Raw genomic sequence first — 18,811 nt, 5'->3', positions numbered from 1 at the left:
TCCGCCATTCGCGCGACGCGCGAGCGCGGTAGCCGTAGGGTTTCGCCGAGCTCGGACCACGGGGGAGTGATGAGCGAGCCAACCGGGCCTGGCGACGGCTTCAGTGAGGCATTGCCGTACACCGCGGACACCGTCGGTCTGGCGCCAGCCGCATCCGGCGTGCATGTAGTCCGCGACAGCGTCGGCGCCCCGATCTACGTCGGAGCCACCAGCGACTTGCGGGGACGCCTGCGGCAGCACCTGAGCGGCGATCGGCGGGCGTCTGTACTGCACGAGCAGGTCGGTGCTGAGCTCGACGGCCCCGACCATCTCGCGACGGCACAGGAGATCGCGGACTGGCTGGGCGGCTGCACGGTGGCCTGGCGGTTGTCCGAGGACCCGGAGGAGCTCAAGGCGCAACTGGTAGCCGAGTGGCAGCCCCGGTTCAACCGGCGAACCGAGCAGCCCCGCTCCGGCATCTCCGGGCATCCACCCGGCACGGCTACGCCCAACACCTCAACCTCTACCTGAGGCCCGGACTCGGTCACCTGCGCCTGTCCGATCTGCGGGACGTCGACCTCGAGGCGCTCTACGCGGCCATGCGACAGATCGGCCGCCCGGTCGAGGGCCGTCCGTCGCCGATGCTGCGCCGACTGCTGGAGGCGCGTACCGACACACCGGCCGCGCGCCGGCCGCTGTCCGACGCCACGATCCGGCGTGTGCACGCGACCGCCATGTCGGCGCTGTCGACCGCGGTGAAGCGGCGGAAGATCCCGGCGAACCAGGGGGAGCACCTCGAGCTGCCCTCCGGTCGCGCCGACCGGGCGCTGGTGTGGACCGAGCCTCGGGTGGAGGAGTGGCGCCGCACCGGCAAACGCCCGGCCGCGGCGATGGTGTGGACGCCGGAGCAGGCCGGCGCCTTCCTCGACTTCGCCGACGAGGACGAGCTCTACCCGCTGTGGCACGTGATCGCGTTCCGCGGACTGCGCCGCTCGGAGGCGCTCGGGCTCCCATGGGCCGACGTCGACCTCGACCGTGGCACGCTCACTGTGCGTGGGGCCCGGGTGCAGGTAGGCCGGGACGTCGTCGATGGCGACACGAAGACCGACGCCAGCGCCCGCACGGTCAGTCTTGACGCCGGCACTGTCGAGGTCCTGCGTACCTGGAAGCGCCGCCAGGCGGAGCTCCGGCTACTGCTGGGCCCCGCGTGGGTCGACAGCGGCCTGGTCTTCACCAAGGCCGACGGGTCGTCGTTCGTCCCGGACAGCGCCTCGCAGCGGTTCGACCGGCTCGTCGCCCGCGCGGGCCTGCCGCCGGTGCGGCTGCACGACCTGCGGCACCTGGCCGCGTCCCTGACCTACCGGGCGACGAAGGACCTGAAGCTCACCAGCCAGATGCTCGGCCACTCGTCCACGGCGATCACCGAGCAGGTCTACCTGTCGGTGTTCGAGGACGTGGAGCGTGAGGCCGCGGAGTCGGCCGCCGCGCTGATCCCGCGTGCCCACCGTGCGCTCACCGACGCCGATGTGCCCACCTCGTGCCCACCTGTGGGCCGTGTGGGCGCTCGGGGGCCCGCCGCTAAGGACGAAACCGCAGTTCAGGACCGGTGGGGCGGGTGGGGCTCGAACCCACGACCCAGGGATTATGAGTCCCATGCTCTGACCAGCTGAGCTACCGCCCCGAGGCCTCCAGCCTGCCACGGCCGGCGACACGGATCGCACCCCCGCCTCCCTCGTGCGCGCGGACGCGTCACGCACCATGGAGACGTGCGGACGGCGCTGGAGCGGACCTGGGTCCGCGCGGGGCTCCTGCTCCTCGTCCTCCTCGCCGGCGTCGTCGTCGCGCTGACCGTGGACCTCCCGAGCGTCGACTCGGTCCGCGCCTGGCTGGCCTCCGCCGGCACCGCCGGGTTCGTCGTCCTGACCGGCGCCCTCGGGCTGGCGCTGCTCGCGCCCGTGCCCCGCACGGCCCTCTCGGTGCTCGTCGGACTCGTCGCCGGATTCTGGGTCGGGCTCGCGGTCGCCCTCGGAGGCGCGCTGCTCGGCGGACTCGCCGGGTTCGCGCTCAGCCGCTGGCTCGGCCGCGGCGCCGCCACCCGGCTGGCCGGGCCGCGGCTGGCCAGAGTGGACCAGCTCGTCGGCGAGCGCGGTTTCGTCTCGGTGCTGACCGCGCGGCTCATCCCCGTCGTGCCGTTCACCCTGCTCAGCTACGCCGCCGGGCTCACCGGCGTCCGGCTGGTCCCGTACCTGGCGGCCACCGCGGTCGGACTGGTGCCCAGCACAGTCGTCCAGGTCGGCCTCGGCGCCTCGGCGCCGTTCGTCGTCGAGCAGGCGACGACCTTCACCGTCGTGCCGGTGCTCCTCGTCGCCGGACTGCTGGCGGCGCTCGGTGCGCTGGCCTGGCGGCGCCGGAAGCGGCGGGCAGGGCGGGAAGCGGTTCTCGGCTAGCCGCGCCCGAACAAGCGGCCCAGCATCCCGCCCGCGCCGCCGAGGGTGCGCGCCGCCAGTTGCAGGATCGGGCCGCCGGGGATGCCCGGCGCGGCCTGCACGATCGGCGCCAGCCGCAGCAGGCCGCCGATGTCGTGCACCTTGAGCTTGCGGCGGGCCACGGCGGGCACCGGGTTGACCCGCCCGGACGCCGCCTCGAGCAGCAGGTCGGCCGGTGCCTCCACCGACGTCCCCGACCGGTCGCCGGCCGCCACGCGGGTCACCGTCCAGCCGGAGCCGTCGGCCGCGAACCGCCAGCCGCCGTCCGGGGTGATCAGCGACGCCCCGCCGGTGATCCCGCAGGACGCCGCCAGCGCGCCGGTCACGTCGGCGAGCGCGGCGATCCCCGACTGCAGCACCTCCCGCGGCACCGGCGGGGCGCCGGCGTCGGCGAGGTCGAGCCCGTGCACCGCCAGCTCGTAGGCCTGCCCCAGGACGACGCTGAGCAGCGGCAGCCGGCCGACGACGGCGACCGTGGGCGCCGTGTCCAGCTCCTCGGGCTCCTCGGCCAGGTACCGCTCCGTGGCCTCGCGGTTGCGCCGCAGCCCGGCCAGCACCTCCGCGCGCGAGGCGTCCCGGTGCGCGTCGGTCACGCGCGCGTTCACCGCGTCGACGTCCGGCGGGTCCCCGGTGCCGCCGGCCTTCGCGGAGGCGATCAGGTCGGCCATGGCCGTGTTCTCCGGCCACAGGCCCAGGTGCACGCAGATCTCCTGCGCCCGCCAGCCGGGCAGCCGGGTCTTCCGGTCCAGGTCAACGGCGTCGGCCTGGACGAGGAACACGTCCCATGCCCCGAGCACCATCTCGGCGACCTTCGTGCGCCCGGCGTCGGCCATTCCGTGATCTCGAGCGGCGTCAGCCATGGCCGCTCCCTACCCTCGCGGCCGGAGGAGCAGGCACCGCCGGACGGCTTGTCCGAGCGCTTCGGCCGGGCCAGCCTGGGCGCATGGCGCGCAGCGGCACGAGCCTCGGCACCGTCATCCGGTGGGACGAGGCGCAGGGGCGCGGGTTCATCGAGTCGTCGGACCTGCCGGGGGAGTGCTGGGTGGAGGCGGACGTCGTCCGCCGCAGCACCGGAGCGGAGACGCTCCGGGCGGGTCAGGTGGTCGAGGTCGAGTGGGAGGAGCCGGCCGAGGGCGGCCTGCGCGCCGTCCGGGTGACGCCGAGGGAGGACCTGCAGGCCAGCCTCGGCGCGTGAGTCAGCTCGGCCGCAGGTCCCGGTCTCGACCATGCGCTCGGCCACGTCGCGGACCTTGGTGTTCGTCTCCATCGACATCCGCGCCAGGGCCTGGAACGCCTGGTCGGCGGTGAGCCGGTAGCGCTCCATGAGGATCCCCTTGGCCTGGTCGATGACCGCGCGAGAGTCCAGGGCCGCCTCCAGGTGCCCGACCCGCTCGACCGCGCTCGTGTACAGGTACATGTTCGACACCGGGACGACGGCGTACGAGGCGAAGCGGGTGGCCAGCTCCCGGTTGCGCTCGTCGGCGCCGTGGGACCGGCGGGCGTAGACGTTCAGCCCCCCGGACACGCGCTCCTGCACCGGCAGCGGCACCGAGAGCACGCTCTGGAAGCCGAGCTCCGAGGCGCGCTGCGCGAACTCCGGCCACCGCTGCTCGGTCCGGGTGTCGAGCACCTCCGCGGTCCGGCCCTCGCCCGCCGCCGTCAGGCAGGGGCCGCCGCCGAGCGAGTACTGGACGCGGTCGAGCTCGGCGGCGCGCTCATCGCTCCAGGCCACGGTGCGCGGCGTCCCCTGGGACACGATGGTCACCGAGGTGGCCGGGTCGACCGGTATCACGCGGGCGGCGAGGTCGGTCACCGTCTGGATCAGCGACTCCAGCGAGTGCTCCGCGAAGGAGATGCGCCCGAGCTCCTCGAAGGCGCCCTGCGCCGAGCCCCCGGGGATGTCGTTCGGGTCGGGGCGGGTCACGGTTCTTCTCCGGCAAGGTCAGGTGACCGGGCGAGCCGGCGGCGAGCGGGAGATCCCCACGGGTTGCGGGGACCCACCGGGCGAGCCAGGGCTCGCACCGCACGCCGCCTGTTGGACGCGCATTCCGCTGCGGAATATAGCCGCCGCATCGTCGTCGGGCGGAGCGGGGGACACGCCCGCGCGGTGTGGCACGCGGGTAGCCGGGCGCGTGTCCGTTACCGTGCGTCATCGCCGAGCGGGTGGCCGGCGGCGCGCCGATGCGGCACTCCGGCGGCCTCTTGACACCTGCTCGCGGGGGCTTCTCGGAACGGAAGAGGCTCGGTGGACGGCGGGCCGTCGGTCGTGGTATGGCCCCTGACCAGCGGTAAGAGGTAACACACGTCACCTTGCGTCACATTCGGCCCACCTGGCTCATCCGCACTGGCGCGATGGGGTCACCATCGTGCAGACTGTCTGCGGGAGCCCTGCTCCGTCATTGCCGAACACAGCGCGTCACCGAATCGATGGGTCCGTAGGGGAAGACGAGACCGATCGAGTCGATGGAGGTGCCTCGTGCAGCGACGGTCTACCCAGGGTGTCGTCTTCGTGCACGCGTGCCCGAAGGCGCTCTGCCAGCACGTCGAGTGGGCGCTGGAACGCGTCGTCGGCGCGCCGGTCTCCCTGTCGTGGGCCGAGCAGCCCGCGGCGCACGGTTCCTACCGTGCCGAGGTGGCCTGGACCGGTTCCCCGGGAACCGGCGCCCGGTTGGTTGCTGCGCTGCGCGCGTGGCCGATGCTGCGCTTCGAGGTGACCGAGGAGGCCAGCCACGGCAACGACGGCGAGCGCATGTCCTACGTGCCCGGCCACGGCGTCTACCGCGCGCCCACCAGCGCCAACGGTGACCTCGTGGTGACCGAGCAGCAGCTGCGCCACCTGGCCGCGACCGCGACCTCCATCGAGGCCTTCCGGCACGGGGTGGACGAGCTGCTCGGCGCGGCCTGGGACGCCGATCTCGAGGTCTACCGCCACGCCGGCGACGGCAGCCCCATCACCTGGCTGCACCAGGTCGTCTGAGGAGCGAACCAGCAGGTCACGATCCGACTACGACACTCCCAGCGGAGGCGCCGAGGCGTCGTAGGCTACAGACCGGTCATCCGGACGTCGTCGGGGAAGCGGCGTCCGGATGACCGTTTTCGTGCCGCGCGGATGACGCCGTCCGCCGTCCTGGCTCACCGGGGCGCGTCCTGGCTCACGTCCCACCCTGAGCCACGAGCCCTCACGATCAGCTGAGCTGATCCCAGCCACGCCCGCCCGGGGCTACAGCGGGATGTTGCCGTGCGCCCCGCGCCCGGACGGCGCCGCGGCGAGCGCCTGAACGAGCCGGCGCCTGGTCTGGGCGGGCTCGACCACCTCGTCGACGACGCCGATCTCGCGGGCGCGGTTGACCCCACCGGCGATCCGCTCGTGCTCGGCGGCCAGCTGCGCGTGCAGGGCCTCCCGCTCCCCGGGCGGCGCGGCGGCCAGCTTCTTGCGGTGCAGGATGCCGACGGCGGCCCTGGCACCCATGACGGCGACCTCGGCGCCCGGCCACGCGAACACGGCGGTGGCGCCCAGCGAGCGCGAGTTCATCGCGATGTAGGCGCCGCCATAGGACTTGCGGGTCACCAGGGTCACCCGCGGGACGACGGCCTCCGCGAAGGCGTGCAGCAGCTTGGCCCCGCGGCGCACGACGCCGTCCCACTCCTGGCCGACCCCCGGCAGGTAGCCCGGGACGTCGACCAGCACGACGAGGGGCACGCCGAACGCGTCGCACATGCGCACGAACCGCGCCGCCTTCTCCGCCGACGCGGAGTCCAGGCAGCCGCCGAGCCGCAGCGGGTTGTTGGCGATCACGCCGACGGTCCGCCCGGCCAGCCGGCCGAGCGTCGTGACGATGTTCGGTGCGAACCGCGGGTGCAGCTCGAGGCCGGGGGCATCGAGGACGGCGGCCACCAGCGGCTTGACGTCGTAGGCCCGCTGCGGCTGCTCCGGCAGCAGGGTCCGCAGGTCGACGTCCGGCTCGCCCTCGGCCGGGGCGAACGCGCCCTGCCCGGCGAGCAGGTCGACGGTCCGCCGCGCGGTCTCCAGCGCCTCGGCCTCGGAGTCGGTCACCACGTGGACGACGCCGGAGCGGCGGCCGTGGGTGTCCGGGCCGCCCAGCTGCTCCTGGTCCACGACCTCGCCGGTGACCGAGCGGACGACGTCCGGGCCGGTGACGAACACCCGCCCCGCCGGGCCCATGATCACCAGGTCGGTGAGCGCCGGGCCGTAGGCGGCGCCGCCGGCGGCCGGGCCGAGGACGACGGAGATCTGCGGCACCCGGCCGGAGGCCCGCACCATCGCCGCGAAGACCTCGCCGACGGCGTGCAGCGCGGTCACGCCCTCGGCCAGCCGGGCACCGCCCGAGTGCCAGATCCCCACGACCGGGACGCGCTCGCGCACCGCGGTGTCGATCGCGTCGACGATGTGCCGGCACCCGTCGACGCCCATGGCGCCGCCCATCACGGTCGCGTCGGTGCAGAACGCGACCGCCGGCGCACCGCACACGGTGCCGCGCGCGGCCACCACCCCGGAGCCGTCCCGGCCGGCCAGCAGCCGCAGGGATCCCTCGTCGAAGAACCGCAGCAGGCGGTCCTCGGGGTCTCGCGGGTCCGTGGCAGTCGACGTCGGGGGAGCGGCGTGCAGGGTTGTCACGGAACCTCCGGGGACCGGGGACGGGGTTCAGGCGGTGGTGAAGACCAGCGCGATGTTGTGGCCGCCGAAGCCGAACGAGTCGTTGACGGCCGCGGTGAGCTGCGCCTTGCGGGGCTCGTGCCGCACGATGTCGAGCGCCTGGACGGCGGCGTCGTCGTCCGGGTCGTCGAGGTTGGCCGTCGCCGGCACGATCTGCTCGCGCAGGGCCAGGATCGTGAACACCGACTCCAGCGCGCCGGCGGCGCCGAGCAGGTGGCCGGTCTGGCTCTTGGTCGCGGTGACCAGGACGTGCTCGCCGATCGCGTTGCGGATCGCGGACGCCTCGGCGGTGTCGCCGACCGGCGTGGAGGTGGCGTGCGCGTTGACGTGCCCGACGTCGGACGGCGACAGGCCGGCGTCGCGCAGAGCCGCGCCGATGGCGCGGCCGGCGCCCTCGCCCTCCGGATGCGGGGCCACCAGGTCGTAACCGTCGGCGGTGGCACCGGCCCCGGCGAGCCGGGCGTGCACGGTGGCTCCCCGGGAGGTCGCCGAGTCGGCCCGCTCCAGCACCAGCGCCGCGGCGCCCTCGCCGAGCACGAAGCCGTCACGCGACTTGTCGAACGGCCGCGAGGCGCGCTCGGGCTCGTCGTTGCGAGTGCTCATCGCACGCATCGCCGCGAAGCCGGCCATCGGCAGCGGGTGGATGCACGCCTCGGCGCCGCCGACCAGCACGACGTCCGCGCGGTCGAAGCGCAGCAGGTCCAGGCCCCACCGGATCGCCTCGGCGCCCGACGCGCACGCGCTGACCGGCGCGTGCACGCCGCCCTTCGCACCGATCGCGAGGCCGACCGCGGCCGCCGGGCCGTTGGGCATGAGCATCGGGATGGTGAAGGGGGAGACCCGCTTGGGCCCCTTCTGCTCGAGGACGTCGTCCTGGCCGAGCAGGGTGAGCGCGCCGCCGATGCCGGTGCCGAAGACGACCGCGATCCGCTCGGGGTCGACGTCGAGGTCGGCGGCGCCGGAGGACGTCCAGGCCTCCTCGGCGGCGACCACCGCGGCCTGCTGGCTGCGGTCCAGCCGCCGGGCGCGGACCCGGTCGAGCGAGTCGGCCGGGTCGGTCGCCATGTGGGCGACGAGCTGGGCGGGGTACTCCTTGATCCAGTCGTCGGTGATGCGGCTGACCCCCGACCGCCCGGCCAGCAGCGCCTCCCACGTGCTGGCCACGTCCCCGCCGAGCGGCGTGGTGGCGCCGAGGCCGGTGACGACGACGTCACTGGTTGACGTGCTCATGTGCTCTTCCTCCCAGAAGGCGGGGCGGCCGGGTGGCCGGGAACCGGGCGAGGGTCGTCAGCCTTGGTTCTTCTCGATGTAGCCGATGGCGTCGCCGACGGTCTTGATGTTGCCCAGCTCGTCGTCGGGGATCGCGACGCCGAACTTGTCCTCGACGGCGGTGGCGATCTCCACCATCGACAGCGAGTCGACGTCGAGGTCGTCGGTGAAGGACTTCTCGGGGGTGGCGTCGGCGGGGGTCACGCCGGCCACCTCCTCCAGGATCTCGGCGAGCCCGGCCTGGATCTCCTGGGTGCTGGCCAACGTGGGGTCCTCTCTCTCGGAAGGTGGCGGCGTCCACGGTGGTCCGCCGCCGTCGTCCGGGACGGGTGTCCCGGCTGACTGACAAGGTGGTGCGTGGCTAGGGAAGCCGCAGGACCTGGCCCGCGAAGGTCAGCCCGGCGCCGTAGCCGAGCACCAGGGCCAGGTCGCCCGACTTGGCCTCGCCGGACTCCAGCAGGGCCGACAGGGCGAGCGGGATCGACGCCGCGGAGGTGTTGCCGGCCTGGACGATGTCACGGGCGATGACGGTCCGCTCGGGCAGGCCGAGCTTCTTGGTCATCGACTCGATGATCCGCAGGTTGGCCTGGTGGGGGGCGAAGACGTCGATGTCCTCGGGGCCGACGCCGGCGGCCTCCATGGCTTCCACCAGGGCCAGGGTCAGTTTCGTCGTCGCCCACCGGTACACCGCCTGCCCGGCCATGGTCATGGTCGCGCTGCCGGCCGCGATCTCGATCGCGTTGTGCTGGTCGCCGTCGCTGCCCCAGGCGACCGGTCCGATCCCGGGCTCGTCCGAGGCGCCGACCACGGCCGCGCCGGCGCCGTCGGCGAAGATCACGGCGGTGGACCGGTCGGTCAGGTCGGTGACGTCGGTCAGCCGCTCGACGCCGATGACCAGCGCGTTGCGGGCCGAGCCGGCGCGGATCGCGTCGGTGACCAGGCCGAGGGAGTAGCAGAAGCCGGCACACCCGGCGTTGAGGTCGAACGAGCCCGGCCGCGGGACACCCAGCCGGTGGGCGATCTGCGGGCCGATGCCGGGGATCGGTGCCCGCAGGCTGGCGCTGGCCGCGACCACCATGTCGATCTCGTCGGGCCCGAGGCCGCTGGCCGCGATGGCCTTGCCGCCGGCGGCGACCGCCATCTCGACGAGGGACTCGTCCTCGCCGGCCCAGCGGCGCTCGGCGATGCCGACCCGGCTCTGGATCCACTCGTCGCTGGTGTCCATCACCTGGGAGAGCTCGTCGTTGGTGACCCGCCGGCGGGGCCGGTAGCCGCCGATCCCGAGGATCCGGGCACCGGGCGCCCCCTGCCGCTGCTTGATGGTCACTGCGACACCTCCGGGTAGAGACGGGCCAGCGGGTCCCCGGCGTCGACCAGGTCACCGTCGTGCACGAGCCATTCCGCCAGTACCCCGTCGTAGCCGGCCGAGACGTCGACCTCCTCGCGGCGGCTGCGCACCGAGCCCAGCGGCGTGCCGGCGGGCAGGCGGGTGCCCTCGGCGAGGGCGGCGGGGCTGACCGTGCCGCGGGTGGGCGCGACGACGATCCGCCAGCCGAACACGTTGCCGGCGTCAGGCACGGCCAGCCTCCAGCAGCTCGCGGGCGCGGTCGAGGTCGGCCGGGCCGGTGACGGCGAGGATCTCGACGTCGGCGCCCTTCCACTCGCGCTTGGCCAGGCCGGCCAGCGCGCCGGCGGGCGGCAGCTCGACCGCGGCGGTGACCCCCAGCTCGCGCATCGTGGCCAGGCAGGCGTCGAAGCGGACCGGGCTGGTGACCTGGCTGACCAGGCGGGAGAGCGCCTCGGCGCCGCTGTCGACCGCGGCGCCGTCGGCGTTGGAGAGCAGCCGCCGGCTCGGGTCTGCCGGGCGCACCCCGCCGACGAGCCCCTCGAGCTCCTCGCGGGCCGGGGCCATGTACTCGGTGTGGAAGGCGCCGGCCACCGACAGCGGCATCACCCGGGCCTTGGCCGGCGGGTCGGCCTTGAGCGCGGCCAGCCCCTCGAGCGGCCCGGCGACGACGACCTGGCCGCCGCCGTTGTAGTTCGCGGCGACGAGGCCGTGCTTGTCCAGCGCGATCGGCAGCTCGTCGGGGTCGCCGCCGAGGACGGCGGCCATGCCGGTCGGCGTCCGCGCGCAGGCGGCCGCCATCGCCCGGCCGCGGACGGCGGTCAGCGCGATCGCGGCCTCGGTGCTCAGCACCCCGGCGAGCGCGGCGGCGGTCAGCTCGCCGACGCTGTGGCCGGCGACGACGACGTCCCCGCTGGGCTGCGCACCCGGCTCGGGGAGCCCGCCGAGCTCGCGGGCGATGAACAGGCTCATCGCCACCACGAGCGGCTGGGTGACCGCGGTGTCCTTGATCGCCTCGGCGTCGCCCGTGGTGCCGAGGGTCAGCAGGTCGGCGTCGGCGATCGCCCCGGCCCAGCGGAAGAAGGACTCGGCGCCGGGGAGGTCGAGCCAGTCGGTGAGCATCCCGGGCTTCTGGGCACCCTGTCCGGGGGCGAGAACGGCCAGCACGCCCTTCACCGTGCCAAAGATCATCGGCTCCCGCGCCCCGGAGCGGTACGAAAGCACACCGCTGATCTTTGGAGGGTTCCTACAAACTGGGCCCGGTCAGAGGCCGGTTCTGTGCCGATTCGTGGTAGAGACCACACGTCTCAGTGCCACAGGGAGCTGTCCCGCCCGAGCTGCGCCAGGGCGAGCGCCACCTGCAGCGTCCAGCTGCCGCGCGGATCGGTCGCCGACAGCCCGGTCAGCTCGGCGGCCCGCCTGAGCCGGTACCGGACCGTGTTGGGGTGCACGAACAGCGCCCGCGCGCTGGCCTCCAGGTTGCCGCCGCCGGCCAGCACCGCCCGCACCGTCTCGAGCACCTCGCCGCCGGCCGCCTGCAGGGGTGCGGCGATCCGCTCGTTCAGCGCCCCGCGGGCCAGCGGGTCGCCGTCCAGGGCGCGCTCGGCGAGCAGGGCGTCGGCCGACACCGGCCGCGGCGCGCCCGGCCACGCCGGGGCGGCGTGCAGCCCGGCGAGCGCGGCCGCCGCGGACTCCGCCGCCCGGCTGAGCCCGTCGACCACCGGCCCGGTCACCACCGGGCCGGGCCCGAACTCGTCGGAGAGCCGCTCGGCGACCGCCTCCAGGTCGTCGTGCCCCCCGAGGACGACGACGAGCTGGTCGGCGTGCACCCCGACGAGCACCTCGCTGCGCAGCGACCGGGCGACCCGGCGGACGACGGAGTGCGCGTCCACCCCGCTCGGGGCGTTGCCGACGAGGACGACGACCGGGCTCATCGTCGCCCAGCCCAGCGCGGCCGCCCGACCGGGCAGCTCCTCGGAGCGCTCGCCGCGGACCAGCGCGTCGACCACCAGGGCCTCGAGCCGGGCGTCCCACGCGCCGCGGTTCTCGGCGAAGCTGGCGTAGACGTGCGCGGTGGCGAAGGCGACCTCGCGGCTGAAGGTCAGCACCGCCACCCGCAGCGCCTCGGCGTCCCCGGGCTCGGCGACGGAGGCGACGTGGTCGTCCATCACCTCGACGGTCACCTTGATCAGGTCGACGGTCTGGCGCAGCGGGACGGCGCGGACCAGCTCCCGCGGCGCGGCGCCGAACACCTCGCCGGTGAGCCGGGGCGGGCGGCCTGGGTTGCGGCACCACTCCACCAGCGAGGCGATGCCGTTCTGCGCGACGAGCATGACCCAGGAGCGCTGGTCGGCCGGCATGGTGCGGAACCAGGTCAGCTGCTCGTCCATGCGCGCCACGGCCTGGGTGGCGAGCGCTCCGGACGCCCGCTCGAGGCGCCGCAGCGTCGCCTCGCTCGGTGGGCGGTTGCTCACCCGGGACACGGCGCCTCCCCGTTGCGGTCGTTCCCGTCCCAGCGTGTCACGCGAGGGCGGGGCGGGGAGAGTGGACCCGTGGACGTTCCCCCGGACGGCGCGCCGCGGGTCACTCGTCGGCATGCGCTGATCGCGGCCGCGGCCGGCTACGTCGTCGTGGCGCTGCTGGGGCTCGGCGTCCTCACCGGCTTCGGCCCGCAGCTGCGCCTCGACGGCGCGGTGAGCGAGGCGCTCTACGCCGGCGACGACCGCGCCGCGGGCCTGAACGGCCTGCTGGAGGTGCTCACCGCGCCCGGGCTCACGGCGTTCCGCGTGGTCGTGCTGCTGCCGGTGGTCGTCTGGCTGGTCCTCCGGCGGGCGTGGTGGGTCGCCGCCTGGGTGCTCACCGCCATCGTGCTGGTGGGGCCGCTGAACACGGTGCTCAAGGAGTCCTTCGGCCGGGTGCGGCCGGACTTCGAGGAGGGCGGCGCCCGGCTGGCGTCGCTGAGCTACCCCAGCGGCCACTCCTCGGGCATCGCCACCCTCGTCACCGTCGTCCTGCTGCTGGTCTGGCCGCTGCTCGCCCCGGCGGTCCGGCGCACCTGCCTGGGGCTGGGGGTCGCCCTCGTCGTCCTGGTGGGCCTGACGCGGATGTGGCTGGGCGTGCACTTCCTCTCCGACGTCGTGGGCGGCTGGGCGTTCGGGGTGGCCTGGACCCTGACGGTGGCGCTGGCCTTCGGCGCGCTGCCCGGCGGGCGGGCCGCGCTGCCTCTCCGGCGCGATGCGCTCGTCGTCGAGGAGGAGCCGTGACCCTCGAGCAGGACGTCGTCCTGACCGCGGACGACGGCTCGCTCGGGCCGCTGCTGCGGCTCGCCGACGACCGGCTGGCGCCCGGCGCCGGCTACGGGCGGCACGAGCACCGCGCGGTCGACGTCGTGGCCGTCGTCGTCTCCGGGTCGGTGCGGCACGCCTGGGGTCCCGACGCGCGGCTGGCGGCCGGTGACGTGGCGGTGCTGCGCGCGGGCAGCGGGCTGGAGCACGACGAGGTGGCCGGCCAGGAGGGGGCCCGGCTGCTGCAGACCTACCTGCGGGCGGCCGAGCCGGCGGCCGCGCCGTCCCACGCCGTGCGGCCGCAGCCGGCGGGCTGGGTGGACCTCGGGCGGGCCGACGCGCGGCTGTGGGTGCACCGGCTGCCGGCGGGGGAGGTCGCCGACGTCCCGCCCGGCCTGCTCGTGGTGGCCGGCCCGGGGACGACCACGACGCACGAGCAGCCGGGCGGGCCGTTCCGGGCGACCGACCCGGCGCTGCTGCTCGTGTGGCAGCTGGACCGGCAACGGCCCGACTGGGCCGCCTTCTGATCCGGCGGCGAGACTGGGGCCATGCCGACCAGCGCCTCGGACCTGCTCGCCGCCGCCTACTCCGACGCCGACCGCACCATCGACCTGCGCCGGCGGCTGCACCGGCAGCCGGAGATCGGGCTGCACCTGCCGAGGACCCAGGCCGCGGTCGTGGAGGCGCTGGCCGACCTGCCGATCGAGGTGACGACGGGGCGGTCCACCAGCTCGGTGGTCGGCGTGCTGCGCGGGGCCCGGCCCGGCCCGACGTTCCTGCTGCGCGGCGACATGGACGCCCTGCCGGTGCACGAGGACAGCGGTCTGCCCTTCGCCTCCGAGGTGCCCGGCGCCATGCACGCCTGCGGGCACGACACCCACGTGGCGATGCTGCTGGGCGCGGCCCGGCTCCTGGCCGAGCGGCGCGACGAGCTCGCCGGGCAGGTCGTGTTCATGGCCCAGCCGGGGGAGGAGGGCTTCCACGGCGCGCGGTACATGCTCGAGGAGGGCCTGCTGCAGGCGGTGCCGGAGGCCCCGGTCAGCGGCGCCTTCGCGCTGCACATCTCCTCGTCGTTCGCCAGCGGCACGATCAACGTGCGGCCAGGGCCGATGATGGCCGCCGCCGACCAGTGGCGGATCACCGTCCGCGGCCGCGGCGGGCACGCCTCGATGCCCTACGCCGCCAACGACCCCGTCCCGGTGGCCGCGGAGATCGTGCTGGCGCTGCAGACGCTGGTGACGCGGCGCGTGAACGTGTTCGACCCCGCGGTGGTCACGGTGGCCCACATCGAGGCCGGCTCCACCAACAACGTCATCCCGGACTCCGCGTTCCTGGAGGGCACGATCCGCACCTTGTCGGCGCCGACGCGGGCCGCCGTGGTCGCGGCGGTGCAGCGGGTGGCGACGGCGATCGCCGGCGCGCACGAGATGACCGTCGAGTTCGAGCACGTCGAGGGCTATCCGGTCACCGCCAACGACGCGGGGGCGACCGCGCAGGTGCTCGACACCGCGGCGTCGCTGCTCGGGCCGCAGGCCAGCGTGCTGATGTCGGACCCGCTCATGGGCGCCGAGGACTTCTCCTACGTGCTGCAGCAGGTGCCCGGCGCGCTGGCGTTCCTCGGCGCGTGCCCGCCCGGGCTGGAGCCGGAGAACGCGCCGCCCAACCACTCCAACCTCGTCGTCTTCGACGAGGAGCCGCTCCCGGCCGGCGTCGCCCTCTACGCCCGCATGGCCCTGGACGCCCTGGCGGGTGAACGGCCTTGGGGCTAGCCGGACACCAGCGCCACGACGTCCGCGGCGCAGCCCCAGGAGAGGGTGACGCCGGCGCCGCCGTGCCCGTAGCAGGCGACCACCGGGCGGCCGTCGACGACGGTCCGGTCCAGCCGCACGGTCGGCCGCCCCGGCCGCAGCCCCACCGCGCGGGAGAGCACCGGCTGCCCGCGCAGCGCCGGTACCAGCGCGCACACCCGCGCCAGGATCGCCGCCTCGACCGCGGGATCGGGCTCGATGCCGGTCGCACCCGGGACGGCGGTGCCGCCGCAGACGACGTCGCTGCCGCGGGGCACCACGTAGGTCAGCCCGGCGGGGTTGTCCTCGTCGAGCACCCAGCCGCCCAGCCCGGGATCGGCCAGCCGGACCACCTGCCCCTGCACCGGCACGAGCGAGTCGTCGCCGAGCAGGGCACCCGAGGCCAGGCCCGCGGCGACCACGACGACATTGCCGGGGACGTCGGCCGGCCGGTCCACCCGCCCCTCGACCACCTCCACCCCGGCGGCCCGGCACGCGCCGGCCAGCCACGGCAGGTACCTGTTCATGTCGGCCACCGGGAGCGTGCAGCGCGTCCCCGCGGGAACGCCCAGCGGCAGCTCCGCCGGCGTCGCGGGCCGGTGGCCGGGCACGCCGGGCGCCCACCAGAGGTCGGGCTCGGCGGTGCGGGAGACGACGGTGCCGGGGCGCTGGGTCACGCCGGTGGCGGGGTCGCCGGCCAGGTCGGTGAGCACGCCGAAGGTCGTCGTCGCACAGCGCAGGACGGCGGCGGCGGGCGCCGCGGCGTAGGGGAACCACACCGCGGCAGCCACCGCCGACGTCGTCCGTTCGACCGGGCCGGCGGTGACGACCCGCACCCGGTGTCCGGCGCGGGCCAGCTCCAGGGCGCAGGTCAGCCCGACGACCCCACCCCCGATCACGGTGACGTCGCCGGGCGGCCCGTGTCTCAGGTCGCCGGGCTCTCGTCCGGCCGCTGCTCCTCGGGGGCCGCCTGGACGTCGCGGACCTGGTACTTCTCGACCGCCTGCCGGACGACGTCCCGGTCGAGCACGTTCCAGTCGGCCAGCGAGGCGAGCGTCCGGACGACGATCGACTCGGCGTCGACGTGGAAGTACCGGCGCAGCGCCGGGCGGGTGTCGGACAGGCCGAACCCGTCGGTGCCCAGGGACTTCATGCCGTTCGGCGCGTAGGGCGCGATCAGGTCGGGGACGGCGCGCATCCAGTCCGACACCGCCACGACCGGGCCCTCCGCCTCCTGCAGGCGCCGGGTCACGTACGGCACCCGCGGCTCCTCCTCCGGGTGCAGGAGGTTGTGCTCCTCGGCGTCGTCCGCCTCGCGGCGCAGCTCGGTCCAGGAGGTCACCGACCAGACGTCGGCCGAGACGCCCCAGTCGTTCGCCAGCAGCTCCTGCGCCCGCAGCGCCCACGGCACCGCGACGCCGGAGGCCAGGATCTGGGCCTTCTTGCCGCCGTCCAGCTGCGGGCCCTCGGCGTAGCGGTACATGCCGGCCAGCAGCCCCTGCAGGTCGAGGTTCTCCGGCTCGGCCGGCTGCTGGAACGGCTCGTTGTAGACGGTCAGGTAGTAGAAGACGTCGGGGCTGCGGTGCCCGCCGAGCGGCGCGCCCGGGTCGTTGCCGTACATCCGCAGCAGCGCGTCCTTGGTGATGTGCGCGACCTCGTAGGAGAACGCCGGGTCGTAGCTCACCACCGCGGGGTTGGTCAGCGCGAGCAGCAGCGAGTGGCCGTCCTCGTGCTGCAGGCCCTCGCCGTTGAGCGTCGTCCGCCCGGCGGTGGCGCCGAGCAGGAAGCCGCGGGCCATCTGGTCGCCGGCGGCCCAGAACGCGTCGCCGGTCCGCTGGAACCCGAACATCGAGTAGAAGATGTAGATCGGGATCATGTGCTCGCCGTGCGTGGCGTAGGAGGTCCCGACGGCGGTGAACGAGGCCGCGGAGCCCGCCTCGTTGATGCCCTCGTGCAGGATCTGGCCCTGCTCGGACTCCTTGTAGGCCAGCATCAGCTCGCGGTCGACCGAGGTGTAGCGCTGGCCGTGCGGCGAGTAGATCTTCTGCGTCGGGAACAGCGAGTCCATGCCGAAGGTGCGGGCCTCGTCCGGGATGACGGGCACGAAGCGCGGGCCGAGCTCGGGGTCCTTGATGAGCTCCTTGAGCAGGCGGACGAACGCCATCGTCGTCGCCACCTCCTGCTTGCCGGAGCCCCGGCGCAGCACGTCGAGGGCCTTGTCCTCGGGCGCCTTGAGCGGCTTGGCGTCCGTCCGGCGCCGCGGCACCGACCCGCCGAGGGCCCGGCGCCGCTCGAGCATGTACTGCATCTCGTCGCCGTCGGGGTCGGGCTTGTAGTACGGCGGCAGGGTCTTGTCGAGCGCCTCGTCGGGGATCGGCAGGTAGAGCCGGTCGCGGAAGGCGGCGAGGTCCTCCGCGGTCAGCTTCTTCATCTGGTGCGTGGAGTTGCGGCCCTCGAAGTGGCTGCCGAGCGTCCAGCCCTTGATCGTCTTGGCGAGGATGACCGTGGGCTGGCCCTTGTGCTCGACCGCCGCCTTGTAGGCCGCGTAGAGCTTGCGGTAGTCGTGCCCGCCGCGGGAGAGGTCCCAGATCTCCTTGTCGGACATGCCCTCGACCATCTTGCGGGTGCGCGGGTCCCGGCCGAAGAAGTGCTCGCGGACGAAGGCGCCGTCCTCGGCCTTGTAGGTCTGGTAGTCGCCGTCCGGGGTCTGGTTCATCAGGTTGACCAGCGCGCCGTCGCGGTCGGCAGCCAGCAGCGCGTCCCACTCGCGGCCCCAGATGACCTTGATGACGTTCCAGCCGGCGCCGCGGAAGAAGGACTCCAGCTCCTGGATCACCTTGCCGTTGCCGCGGACGGGACCGTCGAGGCGCTGCAGGTTGCAGTTGATGACGAACGTGAGGTTGTCCAGCTCCTCGCGGGCGGCCAGGCCGATGGCGCCGAGCGACTCGGGCTCGTCCATCTCGCCGTCGCCGAGGAACGCCCAGACGTGCTGGTCCGAGGTGTCCTTGATGCCGCGGTTGTGCAGGTAGCGGTTGAACCGGGCCTGGTAGATCGCGTTGATCGGGCCCAGGCCCATGGAGACGCTGGGGTACTCCCAGAACTCCGGCATCAGCCGCGGGTGCGGGTAGGACGACAGCCCGCCGCCGGGGTGGCTGACCTCCTGGCGGAACCCGTCCATCTGCTGCTCGCTCAGCCGACCCTCGAGGAAGGCGCGCGCATAGATGCCGGGGGAGGCGTGCCCCTGGAACCAGATCTGGTCGCCTCCGCCGGGGTGGTCCTTGCCGCGGAAGAAGTGGTTGAAGCCGACCTCGTAGAGCGACGCCGAGGAGGCGTAGGAGGAGATGTGCCCGCCGACGGCGATCCCGGGCCGCTGGGCGCGGTGCACCATGATCGCGGCGTTCCACCGGATGTAGGCCCGGATCCGCTTCTCGACGAACTCGTCGCCGGGGAAGTAGGGCTCCCGCTCCGGCGGGATGGTGTTGATGTAGTCGGTGCTGCGCAGCGACGGGACGCCGACCCGCTGCTCACGGCTGCGCTCGAGCAGCTTGAGCATCAGGTACCGCGCCCGGGTCCGCCCCGCGTGGTCGACGACCGCGTCGAGGGACTCGACCCACTCCTGCGTCTCGTCGGGATCGGTGTCGACCAGCTGGCTGGGCAGACCGGCGGTGATGACCGCGCGGGGGGAGGTGGCGTCGCGGGCGGTGTCGCCGTCCGGCTGCTGCGGTGCGCTCATGTCTCCATCGTCTCCCGTCTGGGGTTCCGGCGTCACGTGAGGGCGCGGCGTCCAGTCGGTACGCGTTCGTACCAACGGACGACGGTGTTCCGCGTCGGTCGCGGACGGGCTTGCGCCCCGCCGGGCATGCCCTACGCTTCCGCCAACGGTCGCCCGGCAGACGGGGCCGTTCCCCGACATCCGGGCCGTTTCGGGCCGGACGGCGGGTCTGATGCAGGGACGAGAGGGGTGACATGACCAGGGTGCGGGCAAC

General features: G+C 74.4%; 16 protein-coding genes, 1 tRNA gene and 2 pseudogenes. 7 read left to right on the top strand and 12 right to left on the bottom strand.

What is annotated here, in order from left to right; translation table 11 throughout:
- Positions 1-69: 69 nt before the first annotated feature.
- Both ACWIYF_RS17655 and ACWIYF_RS17650 read left to right on the top strand, forming a co-directional pair.
- The gene (locus ACWIYF_RS17655) at positions 70-510 is read left to right on the top strand and encodes a GIY-YIG nuclease family protein (protein WP_448624129.1); all 441 of its coding nucleotides are present in this window, start codon (positions 70-72) and stop codon (positions 508-510) included.
- A 68-nt stretch (positions 511-578) separates the two neighbouring features.
- Positions 579-1,412: pseudogene (locus ACWIYF_RS17650) on the top strand (tyrosine-type recombinase/integrase); the annotation flags it as partial.
- 174 nt (positions 1,413-1,586) lie between these two features.
- On the opposite strand, the gene ACWIYF_RS17645 reads toward ACWIYF_RS17650, so the two are convergent.
- A tRNA-Ile gene (locus ACWIYF_RS17645) sits at positions 1,587-1,660 on the bottom strand.
- 85 nt (positions 1,661-1,745) lie between these two features.
- Here ACWIYF_RS17645 and ACWIYF_RS17640 point away from each other — a divergent pair.
- A complete protein-coding gene (locus ACWIYF_RS17640; RefSeq protein ID WP_448624128.1) occupies positions 1,746-2,426 on the top strand; it encodes a TVP38/TMEM64 family protein in 681 nt (226 codons plus the stop codon).
- Here the strand turns inward: ACWIYF_RS17640 and ACWIYF_RS17635 are convergent.
- Together ACWIYF_RS17635 and ACWIYF_RS17630 are read right to left on the bottom strand one after the other, a co-directional pair.
- Complete coding sequence (locus ACWIYF_RS17635) at positions 2,423-3,265, bottom strand: maleylpyruvate isomerase N-terminal domain-containing protein (protein ID WP_448624127.1); 843 nt, start codon at positions 3,263-3,265, stop codon at positions 2,423-2,425. The genes ACWIYF_RS17640 and ACWIYF_RS17635 overlap by 4 nt on opposite strands.
- A gap of 482 nt (positions 3,266-3,747) precedes the next feature.
- Positions 3,748-4,257, bottom strand: a pseudogene (locus tag ACWIYF_RS17630) (ANTAR domain-containing protein); the annotation flags it as partial.
- Between the two features lie 684 nt (positions 4,258-4,941).
- Between ACWIYF_RS17630 and ACWIYF_RS17625 the strand changes: the two are divergent.
- A complete protein-coding gene (locus ACWIYF_RS17625) occupies positions 4,942-5,442 on the top strand; it encodes a DUF3145 domain-containing protein (protein WP_448624126.1) in 501 nt (166 codons plus the stop codon).
- Between the two features lie 243 nt (positions 5,443-5,685).
- Here ACWIYF_RS17625 and ACWIYF_RS17620 read toward each other — a convergent pair whose 3' ends face one another.
- From ACWIYF_RS17620 to ACWIYF_RS17590, 7 genes are all read right to left on the bottom strand, one after another.
- A complete protein-coding gene (locus ACWIYF_RS17620) occupies positions 5,686-7,101 on the bottom strand; it encodes an acyl-CoA carboxylase subunit beta (RefSeq protein ID WP_448624125.1) in 1,416 nt (471 codons plus the stop codon).
- Between the two features lie 27 nt (positions 7,102-7,128).
- Positions 7,129-8,370, bottom strand: coding sequence for a beta-ketoacyl-[acyl-carrier-protein] synthase family protein (locus tag ACWIYF_RS17615; protein ID WP_448624124.1), 1,242 nt, complete (start codon positions 8,368-8,370; stop codon positions 7,129-7,131).
- 57 nt (positions 8,371-8,427) lie between these two features.
- Complete coding sequence (locus ACWIYF_RS17610; RefSeq protein ID WP_448624123.1) at positions 8,428-8,673, bottom strand: acyl carrier protein; 246 nt, start codon at positions 8,671-8,673, stop codon at positions 8,428-8,430.
- Positions 8,674-8,770: 97 nt separating this feature from the next.
- The gene (locus ACWIYF_RS17605; protein WP_448624122.1) at positions 8,771-9,736 is read right to left on the bottom strand and encodes a beta-ketoacyl-ACP synthase III; all 966 of its coding nucleotides are present in this window, start codon (positions 9,734-9,736) and stop codon (positions 8,771-8,773) included.
- Complete coding sequence (locus tag ACWIYF_RS17600) at positions 9,733-9,987, bottom strand: biotin/lipoyl-containing protein (protein ID WP_448624121.1); 255 nt, start codon at positions 9,985-9,987, stop codon at positions 9,733-9,735. Before ACWIYF_RS17600 ends, ACWIYF_RS17605 begins: the two co-directional genes overlap by 4 nt.
- Complete coding sequence (locus tag ACWIYF_RS17595; protein ID WP_448624120.1) at positions 9,980-10,921, bottom strand: ACP S-malonyltransferase; 942 nt, start codon at positions 10,919-10,921, stop codon at positions 9,980-9,982. Before ACWIYF_RS17595 ends, ACWIYF_RS17600 begins: the two co-directional genes overlap by 8 nt.
- Positions 10,922-11,061: 140 nt before the next feature.
- Positions 11,062-12,237, bottom strand: a complete 1,176-nt coding sequence (locus ACWIYF_RS17590; protein ID WP_448624119.1) for a PucR family transcriptional regulator — start codon at positions 12,235-12,237, stop codon at positions 11,062-11,064.
- A gap of 69 nt (positions 12,238-12,306) precedes the next feature.
- Here ACWIYF_RS17590 and ACWIYF_RS17585 point away from each other — a divergent pair, with 69 nt between their 5' ends.
- The 3 genes from ACWIYF_RS17585 to ACWIYF_RS17575 are packed head-to-tail and all read left to right on the top strand — an operon-like array spanning position 12,307 to position 14,807.
- The gene (locus tag ACWIYF_RS17585) at positions 12,307-13,017 is read left to right on the top strand and encodes a phosphatase PAP2 family protein (protein ID WP_448624118.1); all 711 of its coding nucleotides are present in this window, start codon (positions 12,307-12,309) and stop codon (positions 13,015-13,017) included.
- Positions 13,014-13,565, top strand: a complete 552-nt coding sequence (locus ACWIYF_RS17580; protein ID WP_448624117.1) for a pirin family protein — start codon at positions 13,014-13,016, stop codon at positions 13,563-13,565. Before ACWIYF_RS17585 ends, ACWIYF_RS17580 begins: the two co-directional genes overlap by 4 nt.
- A 21-nt stretch (positions 13,566-13,586) precedes the next feature.
- Positions 13,587-14,807 carry a M20 metallopeptidase family protein gene (locus ACWIYF_RS17575; RefSeq protein ID WP_448624116.1) on the top strand — a complete coding sequence of 407 codons (1,221 nt, stop codon included), beginning with the start codon at positions 13,587-13,589 and terminating at the stop codon, positions 14,805-14,807.
- On the opposite strand, the gene ACWIYF_RS17570 is transcribed toward ACWIYF_RS17575, so the two are convergent.
- Complete coding sequence (locus ACWIYF_RS17570) at positions 14,804-15,724, bottom strand: FAD-dependent oxidoreductase (protein ID WP_448624115.1); 921 nt, start codon at positions 15,722-15,724, stop codon at positions 14,804-14,806. The two genes, ACWIYF_RS17575 and ACWIYF_RS17570, sit on opposite strands and share 4 nt — an antisense overlap.
- 26 nt (positions 15,725-15,750) lie before the next feature.
- Complete coding sequence (gene aceE, locus ACWIYF_RS17565; RefSeq protein ID WP_448624114.1) at positions 15,751-18,558, bottom strand: pyruvate dehydrogenase (acetyl-transferring), homodimeric type; 2,808 nt, start codon at positions 18,556-18,558, stop codon at positions 15,751-15,753.
- Between the last annotated feature and the right edge of the window lie 253 nt (positions 18,559-18,811).

The sequence above is a fragment of the Geodermatophilus sp. URMC 64 genome, assembly GCF_053502555.1.
This window is presented reverse-complemented; position numbering and strand designations above follow the sequence as displayed.